Source organism: Streptomyces parvus (assembly GCF_032121415.1).
In the GTDB taxonomy this organism is placed as follows: domain Bacteria; phylum Actinomycetota; class Actinomycetes; order Streptomycetales; family Streptomycetaceae; genus Streptomyces; species Streptomyces globisporus_A.
The window spans coordinates 1751514-1763553 of record NZ_CP135079.1 but is presented as its reverse complement, the minus strand read 5'-3'; the positions used below and the strand labels follow the sequence as shown (position 1 = coordinate 1763553).

The window sequence follows — 12040 nt, the reverse complement described above, 5'->3', positions numbered from 1 at the left end:
GGTGGGCACGGCCGGTCCGGGTCCGGAGGCGGAAGCGGAAACGGCGGCGGACTCGGCGGTCACGGGGTTCCTCCAGAGGGGGCGGGGCGGCTCACGGGCCGGTCGACGGCGACCCATCGTGCCGTACGTTCCGGCCGGCGGCCTCGGCGGGGGCCGTGGCGGCGAACGGGGCGACCGGCGCGGGGGAGGGGGCGGGGCCCGGGTCGGTGTCCGCACTGCTCGCCAGGAGGACCGGGTGCGTGGAGGGCCGCTGCGAAGGCAGGAACGCCGCCAGCACCAGGCCGATCAGCACCGCGCCCGTGGCGATCAGGAACGAGATCCGGAAGCCCTCCATGGACGGCACCTCGACCGAGCCCATGGTCACGGAGGTGTTGGCCAGCACCATGCCGATGACGGCGCTCGACACCGAGGTGCCGATGGACCGCATCAGGGTGTTGAGACCGTTGGCCGCACCGGTCTCCGAAGGGTCGACGGCCCCGATGATCAGGGCGGGCAGCGAGGAGTAGGCGAGGCCGATGCCCGCGCCGAGCACCACCGCGATCAACACGGTCTGCCAGGCGGCGGAGAGCAGGCCGAGCCCGGCTCCGTAACCGATCGCGATGACCAGCATGCCGAGCATCAGCGTGGCCTTGGGGCCGCGGCGGGCCGAGATCCGGGCGTACAGCGGGGCGACGAACATCATCGTCACGCCAAGCGGGGCCACGCAGAGCCCGGCGGCCACCATGGACTGTCCGAGGCCGTACCCCGTCGACGTGGGCAGTTGGAGCAGCTGCGGAAGGACCAGGGAGACCGCGTAGAAGGCGACCCCGACCATGATCGAGGCGAGGTTGGTGAGCAGCACCTCGCGGCGGGCGGTGGTGCGCAGATCGACCAGCGGCGCCGGGGTGCGCAGCTCGAACAGGCCCCAGAGCACCAGGGTGGCCGCGGACGCGGCGAGCAGCCCGAGGGTCGGCGCCGAGGTCCAGCCCCAGTCGCTGCCCTTGGTGACCGGCAGGAGAAGGAGGACCAGGCCGAGCGAGAGTCCGAGAGCGCCGAGGAGGTCGAAGGAGCCGGGTGCGCGCAGCGGAGGTTCGGGCACGAGCGCGTACGTGAGCGCCATCGCGAGCAGGCCGAGCCCGGCCGACCCGAGGAACAGGGCGTGCCAGTCAGCGTGCTGGGCGACCAGCGCGGCGACGGGCAGCGCGAGCCCGCCGCCCACGCCGATGGAGGAGCTCATCAGCGCCATCGCCGAGCCGAGCTTCTCGCGCGGCAGCTCGTCGCGCATGATGCCGATGCCGAGCGGGATGGCGCCCATGGCGAAGCCCTGGAGCGCCCGGCCGGTGATCATCACGATCAGGTCGTCGGTGGAGGCGCAGATCAGCGAGCCGATCACCATGACGGCCAGCGAGACGAGCAGCATCCGCCGCTTGCCGTGGAGATCGCCGAGGCGTCCCATGATCGGGGTCGAGACGGCGCCCGCGAGCAGGGTGGCGGTCATCACCCAGGTGGCATTGGCCGGGGCGGTGTCCAGCAGGACCGGCAGATCCTTGATGACCGGGACGAGCAGGGTCTGCATGACCGCGACGGTGATGCCCGCGAAGGCGAGGACGGGCACGACGCCGCCGGAACGCCGCGTCCTCGGCGGCTCGGGAAGCTCCTGTGCGGGCCGTATCTGTCGCGTCCGTCGCATGCGTGGGGCCTCCCGGGCAGCCTTCCGTCACCCGGGCTCCCCCCAAGTGTGTGCAGGGTGAACGCTTCTGGGGGGCGCTTCTATTCCGGCCCGGATCCGGCAGTCTTCTGACCTTCCGTCAGGTTGAAACGTGTTCTACTCTTGCGCCGTTCCAGTGGCTGTGACCGGCGGAGACGCGCATGCGCAGGGCATGGGCACGGCTATCGGCACCGGCTTCGGGATCACCGAGGAGCACCACACCGAGGGTGGTGAACCCGTCCGGCGGGCTGATCTCCAAGGGCCATCCGCTGGGCGCCACCGGCATCGCCCAGGCCGCCGAGCTGACCTGGCAGCTGCGCGGCGAGGCCGGTGCCCGCCAGGTCCCGGGCGCCCGGACCGCCCTCGCCCACAACATCGGGCTCGGCTGAGCCGCGGTGGTCGCGCTGCTGCGGCGCGGCTGAGGCTGAGGCGGGGCGCGTGGCGCGGGACCCCGGTCCGGCGCGTCCGGGCAGGTGCGGACCTCGGTCCCGTGACCGGGCAGGTGCGGACCTCGGTCCCGTGACCGGGCAGGTGCGGGACCTCCGTCCCGGCCGCCGAGGCCCGGGGCCTCGGTCCGATACCCGATGTACCGGCCCCGCGGCACCTGCGACCATGGCCGTCATGCACGACGTCTCCGCGCCCGTCTCCGCCCCGCCCGCCACCTCCCGCATACGGCCCAGCACCTGGGCCGTCGTGCTCGCCGCCTGCACCGGCCAGTTCCTCGTCGTCCTCGACGTCTCCGTCGTCAATGTGGCGCTGCCCTCCATGCGGGCCGACCTGGGGCTGAGCGCGGCGGGGCTCCAGTGGGTCGTCAACGCCTACTCGATCGCGTTCGCCGGGTTCATGCTGCTGGGCGGGCGGGCCGCCGACATCTACGGGCGCAAGCTGATGTTCCTCGTCGGGCTCGGCCTCTTCACCGCCGCCTCCCTCGCGGGCGGTCTCGCCCAGGAGGGCTGGCAGCTCCTCGCCGCCCGTGCCGTGCAGGGCCTCGGGGCCGCCGTCCTCGCGCCCGCCACCCTCACCATCCTCACCGCGGCCGTGCCCGATGGGCCTGCCCGCACCAAGGCGATCGGCACGTGGATGGCGGTCGGAGCGGGCGGCGGCGCGGCCGGCGGGCTCATCGGCGGGGCCCTCACCGACGCCCTCTCCTGGCGCTGGGTCCTCCTGATCAACGTGCCCATCGGTGCGCTCGTCCTGATCGCCGCCGCCCTGCGCATCACCGAGGGCCGCGCGGGCGACCGCCGCCGCATCGACCTGCTGGGCGCGGTCCTGGTCACCGCGGGCCTCGCCGCCGTCGCGTACGGCATCGTCCAGACCGAGGCCGAGGGCTGGGCGGCCGCCGCGACCCTCGTGCCGCTGCTCTCCGGGCTCGCGCTGCTGGCCGCCTTCGTACTCGTCGAGGCACGGACCGCCGTCCCGCTGATCCCGCTGCGCGTCTTCTCCGCGCGGGCCGTCTCCTCGGCCAACGTGTCGATGCTGCTCATGGGGTCGGCGACCTTCTCCATGTGGTACTTCATGACCGTGTACGCCCAGAACATCCTGGGCTACACGCCGTTGCGGGCCGGCCTCGCGCTGATCCCCACCTCGGCCGCCGTCGTCATCGCCTCCAAGCTGGCCCCCCGCCTCATGGTCCGCACCGGGGCGAAGAGCCTCGCCGTCGCCGGGGTCCTGATCACCGCGGCGGGCTTCTGCTGGCAGTCCACGATGGGCGTGGACGGCTCCTACCTCACCGCGATCTGCCTGCCCGGCGTCCTCATGATGGCCGGTGCCGGGCTCGCCTCCACCCCGCTCGCCACCCTCGCCACCTCCGGCGCGGAGCCGGGCGACGCCGGACTCGTCTCGGGCCTGGTCAACACCTCCCGCACCATGGGCGGAGCGCTGGGCCTCGCGGCGCTCTCCACCGTCGCCGCCGCGCGCACCGCGGGCTCCGGCGACACGGCCGAGATCACCGCCGGATACGCCATGGCGTTCCGCACGGCGAGCGGCGTGCTGCTGGCCGGGGTGATCGTGATGCTGCTCTGGCTGCCGAACCACCGCACGCCCCGCCCCACGTCGTAAGGGGCCTGTTCCCTCCCGGCGATCTGACAGGACGTCAGCGGTCTTCCCGACCTCCGGGGCCTTCGTTGTACAGGGGCCATCGGCATCGGCTAGAACGCGTTCTAGAAGAACTGTGCCTGTTCCCGAAGGGGCGTGCCCTGCCGGTCACCGCGCGACCTCGGACTGCCCGTCCTGCAAGCGCGGCCAGACCCACCTGTGCCTGGCGGGCTTCATGAACGCGGGCACCCCCAACTTCAAGCGCCCCGGCGGGGACGTCTTCGGCTTCGCGGGCACCGGCACCTTCACCGAGGAGGTCGTCGTCGGTTCGGGCTGCGCGGTGCCGATCCCCGACGACGTACCGTTCGAGATCGCCGCCCTGATCGGCTGCGGGGTCACCACCGGCCTCGGCGCGGCCATCAAACGGCCCAGGTGGAAGCCGGTTCGTCGGTCGCGGTGATCGGCTGCGGCGGCGTCGGAATCTCCACGATCCAGGGCGCCCGGGTCCGGGGCCATGGACGACACCTTCCAGGTCAACATGTTCGATCTGTTCTTCGACGAGAAGCGCATTCTGCCCTCCATGTACGGCGGCGGGGACGTCCTGCGCTCCTACGAGCGGGCCATCGCGCTCTGGCGGGCGAGCCGTATCGACCTGGAATCGATGATCACCCACCGGGTCCGGCTGGACGGCATCAACGACGCCCTGGACCAGATGCGCACGGGCGAGGCGCTGCGTACCTGCATCGAGCTCTGACCCCGTCCGCATCCAAGGAAGCCGAGGACCGTGATGTCACTTCACTTCCCCCCGCTGGACGGGCTGTCCGCGATCGTCACCGGCGCGGGACGCGGCCTCGGCGTGCCGAAGCCCTCGAACCGGCCCGCCTCGGCGCGGCCGTCGTCGTCAACGACTACGGGCAGCCCGGCCGGGACGGCTCCGGCGAGGCGTCCGCCGCCCCCGCCGAGGAGGTCGCCGCCGAGATCCGCGCGGCCGGCGGGCAGGCCGTCGCCCACCTCGGGGACGTCTCCGACCACGAACAGGCCCGCGAACTCGTCGAGTCGGCGGTCCGCGCCCACGGCCGGCTCGACATCCTGGTCAAAAACGCGGCATCCTGCGCGACCGGATGGTCTTCTCGATGACCGAGGAGGAATGGGACTCGGTGGTCCGCGTCCACCTCAAGGGCCACTTCTTCGCGGGGTTCCAGGAACCGGCGGACGGCAGCCTCGATCCGCTGGCGCCCGAGCATGTCTCCCCGCTCGTCGGCTATCTCGCCTCACCGGCGGCGGCCGGGGTCAACGGGCAACTGCTCGTCGTCCACGGGGGGATGGTCGCCGTCGTCGAACGGCCGAGGGTGGCCGCCCGGTTCGACGCGGCGAAGGAGACGTTCACCTTCGCGGAGCTCGGCGAGCTGCTCACCCCGTACTACGCGGACCGGCCGCCGAACGAGACCTTCGCCGCCGAGGTGCTGGGGCTGAAGCGGCGGTAGCCGTATCTCTCCCCTGTACGCGCCGGAGGGCCCGGACCGGCGGTCGTCCGCCGGTCCGGGCCCTCCGCAGTGCACTGCCCGGCTGTTCAGGCCGCCGTGGATTCCGCTTCGGCGGGCCTGCGGTGGCGGCCGTGCGGCTGCACCCACGTGTTCTCCGCCGACGCACCCCCTCGGTGCCTTCCGGAACCGCCGGTTCCGGCTCCCTCGTCCGCCCCCGACGGGCGCTGCTGGGTCGTGTCGGTCCGCATTTCGGACATGTGGGAAGTCACCCCGTTGTGATCGCTTGCTTGTGTCGCGCCTACGTGTGTCGCCGGCCCCGCCACCGTCGTCCGACCCGGTCGCCGTCGGAACCCGCCCGGAACGGTCGCGTAGCCCAGGCCCCGAATTCAATCAGGTCGAGCGGCTCCGCGCAGAGGCGCCTGCCCCAACGGAACGGGCTTACACACAGCAGGAACGGTATCGGCGGCGGACGGTTCCCTTCCACCTTCCCCGCCACCCGTACGGCCGGTCACGGAGGAGGGTTCCACGTCCTCGGGCGCATCCACCAGCGCCACGCCGCAGGGCGTCGCCCCGTTCGCGTACGGCAGGCGCAGCACGCCGTCCCGGCTCCAGTACCCGGCCCCCGGCACCCAGCCCAACGGGGCCGCGAACTGGTGCAGTCGCCGGCCCGCCGGACGCCAGACGCCCACCCAGCTGCCCGGCGCCCCGTCGATCCGCAGGGCCACCGCGCAGCTCTCCGGCATCAGCATCTGGCCCGGCTGCACCGCGAACGGCGTCACCGCCACGTCCGCGAGGCGCAGGCACTCGGGGAACCGCACGGGCAGGCAGCTCCCCAGCACCCCCCAGCCGAGCCGGTCGTGGCCCGGGGCGTCGGAGCGGAGCAGCAGCAGCCCGCTGTCCGGGTCCGCGAGCAGCAGCCGGTCATCGCTCCCCGGTGCGATCTGGAGCAACGGCGTCACCGCACCCCGCCGCGCGAGGTCGACGGCGACCGCCTTGACCGGCCCGCCGCCCGGCTCCTGCCGGTCCAGCGCCAGCATCCGGCCCGCCCGGTCCAGCCACACCCCGCCGGAGCAGCGCCCGGGGATCCGCGCGACCTCCTCGGGCCCGAACGCTCCGCCCGCCACCAGCCACAGCGACGCGTGGTCCGCACCGGCCGCCAGGGCGTACACGCTCCGGCCGTCCGGCGACGGCGGCAGCAGGGTCATCTCCGCGCACCCGACCGCGCCCAGCAGGAGTTCGCCGGTCCCGGGCCCGGTCGGGTAGAGCAGCGAGAACATCTGCCGGTCCGCCACCCGCCGCCGGATCAGCACCCGCCCGTCGGCGAGCGGGGCCACCTCGGAGTCCGGCTCCTCGGGCTGGTCGAGGGGGAGGGGCACCGCATACGGCTCGGGCCCGTCCAGTGTCCACCGCTCGGGATACCAGGCGCGCTCGCCCGGCGGCCCGGGTGCGGCGGTGAGCCGGGCGGCATAGGCGCCGTCCGCGGTGAGCGTGAAACCGCCGGGGAGCGGTGGGGCGTCCGCCTGTACGTCCCCGGCCGGTGCGTCGCCGGCCAGTACGTCGTCGGCCGACACCTCCGGCGCCCGCCCGGCGGCCGCCGTTTCCGGTCCGGGACCTGCTCCGGCTCCCCCTTCGGGGCCCGCTCCCGCTTCCGCGGCGGGTTCGGGCCGGCCGGATGCGGCCGCCCCCGCGGTCTTCCCGAGGTCGCCGGGCCCCTCCGGGACGGGCTCCGGATCGGGCTCCACTCCCGGTTTCGCTTCGAGGTCCGCCGTCGCGGCGGCCCCGGCGGATCCACCCTCGATGGCACAGGCAGTCATGGACTCGTCACCTCCGGCTACGAAAGCTAGTTTTCGCACTTCCAGCCGAACAACACGAGCCACCTCACTTCACACATAAGGGTGGCGATGCCCGGATTCTCCTGAGGTGGAGGGGGTGAGTGTGCTGCTGGAAGTGGTCCTGGCTATGGTTAGGCGGCCCTAACCGGCACCCGTGCCCCGGGCACACCGGTGCCCCCACGCGCATCCGTGCCCCGCGCACGTACGCGGACAAACTGGAGCAAGCGATGTCCCTACGCCCCCGCGGTACCGCCGCAGTCGCCCTGGCCGTGGCGGCCGCCCTCTCCCTGTCGGCCTGCGGAGGCGGTGGCGGCGGGGACACGGACGCGGCGAAGTCCGACGGCGGCAGGAAGGCCGCCGTCGCCACGGGCGGCAAGGACTTCGCGGACGCGGCGAAGAAGACCGCGTCGTACGGCACGGACGCCGAGGCCGGCGAGTTCCCCCGTACGGTCACCCACGCCATGGGGAAGACCGAGATCAAGGCCGCGCCCAAGCGTGTGGTCGTGCTGGACGTCGGCGAGTTCGACAACGTGGTGTCGCTGGGCCTGAAGCCGGTCGGCTACGCCCCCAGCGAGGGCGACGCGGCCATCCCCTCGTACCTGGAGAAGGACGCGGGCGAACCGAAGAGCGTCGGCACGATCAACAGCCTCAACCTCGAAGCCATCGCGGGCCTCCAGCCGGACCTGATCCTCGGCAGCGAGCTCCGCGCCGCGGACAAGTACGACGAGCTGTCCAAGATCGCCCCCACCGTGTTCTCCATCCGCCCCGGCTTCACCTGGAAGGAGAACTACCTCCTCAACGCCCAGGCGCTGGACCGCACGGAGCAGGCCGAGTCCGCGCTCGCCGCGTACGAGAAGAAGGCTGTCGGACTCGGCGAGGACATCGGCCCCGACAAGCCGACCGTGTCCATGGTCCGCTACATGCCCGACCGCCTCCGGCTCTACGCCAAGGCCTCGTTCATCGGCACGATCCTGGAGGACGTCGGTCTGCCGCGTCCGAAGAACCAGCAGATCGACGACCTCGCCGCCGAGATCAGCCCGGAGAAGATCGACGAGGCGGACGCCGACTGGATCTTCACCGGCGTCTACGGCGACCCGAAGGCCACCCAGCGCGACACCGCCCGGTCCAACCCGCTGTGGAAGAACCTGAAGGCCGTCAAGGAGGGCCGGGCCGAGGACGTCTCCGACGAGACCTGGTACCTGGGCCTCGGCGTCACCTCGGCCGATCTGGTCCTCGACGACCTCCGCGCGTACCTGGCGAAGTGACCGCCCCGGCCCGGGCCCGGTGAAGTAACGATTCGTGTCCGGCCGCCGGTCCTGGCGTACAGGTCCGGCGGCCAGGGGCGGCGGACCACCCCGGACAGGTAGCCTTTCCCCCGTGCCCCGTCTGTCTGAAGTCATCGCCGCCCTCGACGCCCTCTGGCCCCCCGAGCGGGCCGAGGGATGGGACGCGGTCGGGACGGTCTGCGGCGACCCGGACGCGGAGATCGACCGGGTGCTGTTCGCCGTCGACCCGGTCCGCGAGATCGCCGACGAGGCCCTGCAGCTCGGCGCCCAGCTGGTCGTCACCCACCACCCGCTCTATCTGCGCGGGACGACGACGGTCGCCGCCGACACCTTCAAGGGCAAGGTCGTCCACACCCTCATCAAGCACGACATCGCCCTCCACGTCGCGCACACCAACGCCGACACCGCCGACCCCGGCGTCTCCGACGCCCTCGCCGGCGCCCTCGACCTGCGCGTCACGGGACCGCTCGTCCCCGACCCCACCGACCCCGCCGGGCGGCGCGGACTCGGCCGGATCTGCGAGTTGGACCACCCCGAGACCCTGGCCGCCTTCGCCGCCCGGGCCGCCGCCCGGCTCCCCGCCACCGCGCAGGGCATCCGGCTGGCCGGCGACCCGGAGGCGCTCGTGCGCACCGTCGCCGTCAGCGGCGGCTCCGGCGACAGCCTCTTCGACGCCGTGCGCACCGCGGGCGTCGACGCCTTCCTCACCGCCGACCTGCGCCACCACCCGGCGTCCGAGGCCGTGCAGCACTCGCCGCTCGGCCTCGTCGACGCCGCGCACTGGGCCACCGAGTGGCCCTGGTGCGAGCAGGCGGCGGCCCAGCTCGACGCGCTTTCCGACCGCCACGGATGGGGCCTGCGGGTCCATGTCTCGAAGCAGGTCACCGACCCCTGGACCACCCACCATTCCTCTGGAGCCCCCAACTGAACGCCGCGCCCGCCGACCAGATCCGACTTCTCGACGTCCAGGCCCTCGACACCCGCCTCGCCCAGCTCTCCCACAAGCGGTCCTCGCTGCCGGAGCACGCCGAGATCGAGCAGCTCAGCAGCGACCTCGCGCAGCTGCGTGACCTGCTCGTCGCCTCCACCACCGAGGAGAGCGACACCGCCCGCGAGCAGACCAAGGCCGAGCAGGACGTCGACCAGGTGCGTCAGCGCGCCGTCCGCGACCAGCAGCGCCTGGACTCCGGAGCGGTCTCCTCGCCCAAGGACCTGGAGAGCCTTCAGCGCGAGCTCACCTCGCTCGCCAAGCGCCAGGGTGACCTGGAGGACGTCGTCCTGGAGATCATGGAGCGCCGCGAGGCCGCCCAGGAGCGGGTCGCCGAGCTGACCGAGCGGGTCTCCGCCGTCCAGGCCAAGGTCGACGACGCCACCGCCCGCCGCGACGCGGCCACCGCCGAGCTGGACGCCGAGGCCGCCACGGTGGCCAAGGACCGCCAGGTCGTCGCCGAGGTCGTCCCCGCCGACCTGATGAAGCTGTACGACAAGCTCCGCGCCCAGCAGGGCGGGGTCGGCGCCGCCCGCCTCTACCAGCGCCGCTGCGAGGGCTGCCGTCTCGAACTGAACATGGCCGAGGTCAACGACGTGAAGGCCGCCTCCCCCGAGACGGTCCTGCGCTGTGAGAACTGCCACCGCATCCTGGTCCGCACCTCGGAGTCGGGCCTGTAATGAGCGTCGCCCGCCAGGTGGTGGTCGAGGCCGACGGCGGCTCCCGGGGCAATCCGGGGCCCGCCGGTTACGGCGCGGTCGTCATCGACCCCGCCACCGGGGAGCCCCTCGCCGAGGTGGCCGAGTACATCGGCGTCGCAACGAACAACGTCGCCGAGTACCGGGGCCTGATCGCCGGTCTCACGGCCGCGAAGGCGCTGTTCCCGGACGCGGGGGACGCGCTCCGGGTCCACGTCCGGATGGACTCCAAGCTGGTGGTCGAGCAGATGTCGGGGCGCTGGAAGGTCAAGCACCCCGACATGAAGCCGCTGGCGGCCCGCGCGGCCGCGATCCTGCCGCCGGCCTCGGTGACGTACGAGTGGATCCCGCGGGCGCAGAACAAGCACGCGGACCGGCTCGCCAACGAGGCGATGGACGCGGGGCGCGACGGCCGGCGGTGGGAGGCCTCCCCCTCGACGGCCGCCCTGGACTCCCCGGCCGCCGGCGCGCTCTTCCCCCTGCCCGAGGAGACGGCGGAATCGGTCGGGGAGCCGACGGACGCCCACCCCGCCCCGCAGCAGGCCGCCGGGACCCCGCAGACCGGCTGGGGCTCGGCCCCCGACCTGGGCGCGCCCGCCACACTCGTCCTGCTCCGGCACGGCGAGACCGCCCTCACGCCCGAGAAGCGGTTCTCCGGCAGCGGCGGCACCGACCCCGAACTCTCCGCCGTCGGCCGCGGCCAGGCCGAGCGGGCCGCCGACCACTTCGCCGCCCTCGGCACGATCCAGGAGATCGTCAGCTCCCCGCTGCGCCGCTGCCGCGAGACCGCCGCCGCAGTCGCCGCCCGCCTCGGCCTGGACGTCCGGATCGACGAGGGCCTGCGCGAGACGGACTTCGGCGCGTGGGAGGGCCTGACCTTCGGCGAGGTACGGGAGCGCTACGGCGACGACCTCACCGCGTGGCTGGCCTCCCCGGACACCGCCCCGACCGGCGGCGGCGAGAGCTTCGCCGAGGTCGCCGAACGGATCGCCGCCGCCCGGGACCGGCTCGTCGCCCGGTACGCGGGCCGCACGGTCCTGCTGGTCACCCATGTGACGCCGATCAAGACGTTCGTCCGGCTGGCCCTCGGAGCCCCGCCCGAGGCGCTGTTCCGGATGGAGCTCTCGGCGGCCTCGATCTCCACCGTCGCGTACTACGGGGACGGCAACGCCTCCGTGCGCCTGCTCAACGACACCTCGCACCTGCGCTAGCGGGGCGGGGCGTACATGGACTGGTCGACGGGGGTGCTCGGGTTCGCCGCCGGGCTGCTGATCTCCACGGTGACCGCGCCGGTAGGCGTCTCGGGCGCGGTGTTCCTGCTGCCGGTCCAGGTCAGCGTGCTCGGGGTGCCCAGCCCGGCGGTCACCCCGACCAACCTTCTCTACAACGTGGTGGCGGGCCCCGGAGCCCTGCTGCGGCACCACAGGGCCGGGACGCTGCGGGGGCCGCTGACCCGGCTGCTCGTCCTGGGCACCGTGCCCGGGGTCGTCGTCGGCGCGGTGATCCGCGTGTTCGCGGTGCCGGGCCCGTCGGTGTTCCGACTGCTCATCGCCGTTCTGCTGCTGCCGTTGGGCGGCTGGCTCTGCCTGCGCACGCTGCGACGCGCCTCCCGCCCGGCCCCCGCACGGGAGCCCTCGCCCCGTGCCGTCACCCGGCTGGCCGTGGCGGTCGGCATCGCCGGAGGGATCTACGGGATCGGCGGCGGCTCGCTCCTCGGCCCGATCCTCGTCGGGCGCGGCATGCCGGTGGCGAAGGTCGCCCCCGCCGCGCTCGCCGCCACCTTCGTGACCTCGGTGGTGGGCGCCGGGACGTACGCGCTGCTCTCCCTGACCATCACCGGGGACCTCGCGCCCTACTGGTCCCTCGGCCTGGCCTGCGGACTCGGCGGACTCTGCGGCGGCTACCTGGGCGCCCGCCTCCAGCCGCGCGTGCCGGAAACGGCGCTGCGGTTGCTGCTGGGGGTGCTGGCCCTGAGCGTCGGAGGGCTGTACGCCGTGCAACTCCTGCCCTGACGACAGGTCCGGGCGACGA

Annotated in this window: 8 protein-coding genes and 3 pseudogenes; 9 read left to right on the top strand and 2 right to left on the bottom strand. The window is 73.5% G+C overall.

All coding sequences use genetic code 11. The annotated features are described in order from the left end of the window. Positions 1–91: 91 nt before the first annotated feature. The gene (locus RNL97_RS09055) at positions 92–1669 is read right to left on the bottom strand and encodes an MFS transporter (RefSeq protein ID WP_030583999.1); all 1578 of its coding nucleotides are present in this window, start codon (positions 1667–1669) and stop codon (positions 92–94) included. A 245-nt stretch (positions 1670–1914) separates the two neighbouring features. Here RNL97_RS09055 and RNL97_RS09050 point away from each other — a divergent pair. From RNL97_RS09050 to RNL97_RS09035, 4 genes and pseudogenes are all read left to right on the top strand, one after another. Continuing rightward, positions 1915–2076 (top strand): annotated as a pseudogene (locus RNL97_RS09050) (thiolase C-terminal domain-containing protein); the annotation flags it as partial. Between the two features lie 223 nt (positions 2077–2299). Next, positions 2300–3745, top strand: coding sequence for an MFS transporter (locus RNL97_RS09045; protein WP_313750553.1), 1446 nt, complete (start codon positions 2300–2302; stop codon positions 3743–3745). Positions 3746–3896: 151 nt separating this feature from the next. After that, a pseudogene (locus RNL97_RS09040) lies at positions 3897–4475 on the top strand (MDR/zinc-dependent alcohol dehydrogenase-like family protein); the annotation flags it as partial. A gap of 33 nt (positions 4476–4508) precedes the next feature. After that, positions 4509–5205, top strand: a pseudogene (locus RNL97_RS09035) (SDR family NAD(P)-dependent oxidoreductase). Between the two features lie 386 nt (positions 5206–5591). Here the strand turns inward: RNL97_RS09035 and RNL97_RS09030 are convergent. Further along, positions 5592–7019 carry a hypothetical protein gene (locus RNL97_RS09030; RefSeq protein ID WP_313750552.1) on the bottom strand — a complete coding sequence of 476 codons (1428 nt, stop codon included), beginning with the start codon at positions 7017–7019 and terminating at the stop codon, positions 5592–5594. A 245-nt stretch (positions 7020–7264) separates the two neighbouring features. On the opposite strand from RNL97_RS09030, the gene RNL97_RS09025 reads away from it, so the two are divergent. The 5 genes from RNL97_RS09025 (at position 7265) to RNL97_RS09005 (ending at position 12021) form a co-directional block, all read left to right on the top strand. Continuing rightward, positions 7265–8302, top strand: coding sequence for an ABC transporter substrate-binding protein (locus RNL97_RS09025; protein ID WP_030583990.1), 1038 nt, complete (start codon positions 7265–7267; stop codon positions 8300–8302). Between the two features lie 112 nt (positions 8303–8414). Further along, complete coding sequence (locus RNL97_RS09020) at positions 8415–9251, top strand: Nif3-like dinuclear metal center hexameric protein (protein WP_313750551.1); 837 nt, start codon at positions 8415–8417, stop codon at positions 9249–9251. Further along, a complete protein-coding gene (locus RNL97_RS09015; RefSeq protein ID WP_243316295.1) occupies positions 9248–9991 on the top strand; it encodes a zinc ribbon domain-containing protein in 744 nt (247 codons plus the stop codon). Before RNL97_RS09020 ends, RNL97_RS09015 begins: the two co-directional genes overlap by 4 nt. Continuing rightward, complete coding sequence (locus tag RNL97_RS09010) at positions 9991–11220, top strand: bifunctional RNase H/acid phosphatase (protein WP_313750550.1); 1230 nt, start codon at positions 9991–9993, stop codon at positions 11218–11220. The genes RNL97_RS09015 and RNL97_RS09010 overlap by 1 nt, the downstream gene beginning before the upstream one ends. Before the next feature lie 15 nt (positions 11221–11235). Next, complete coding sequence (locus RNL97_RS09005) at positions 11236–12021, top strand: sulfite exporter TauE/SafE family protein (protein WP_313750549.1); 786 nt, start codon at positions 11236–11238, stop codon at positions 12019–12021. Positions 12022–12040 lie beyond the last annotated feature (19 nt).

Coding starts and splice junctions, on each gene's coding strand:
- RNL97_RS09055 (WP_030583999.1), bottom strand. CDS start 1,669: ATGCGACGGACGCGACAGATACGGCCCGCACAGGAGCTTCCCGAGCCG.
- RNL97_RS09045 (WP_313750553.1), top strand. CDS start 2,300: ATGGCCGTCATGCACGACGTCTCCGCGCCCGTCTCCGCCCCGCCCGCC.
- RNL97_RS09030 (WP_313750552.1), bottom strand. CDS start 7,019: ATGACTGCCTGTGCCATCGAGGGTGGATCCGCCGGGGCCGCCGCGACG.
- RNL97_RS09025 (WP_030583990.1), top strand. CDS start 7,265: ATGTCCCTACGCCCCCGCGGTACCGCCGCAGTCGCCCTGGCCGTGGCG.
- RNL97_RS09010 (WP_313750550.1), top strand. CDS start 9,991: ATGAGCGTCGCCCGCCAGGTGGTGGTCGAGGCCGACGGCGGCTCCCGG.
- RNL97_RS09005 (WP_313750549.1), top strand. CDS start 11,236: ATGGACTGGTCGACGGGGGTGCTCGGGTTCGCCGCCGGGCTGCTGATC.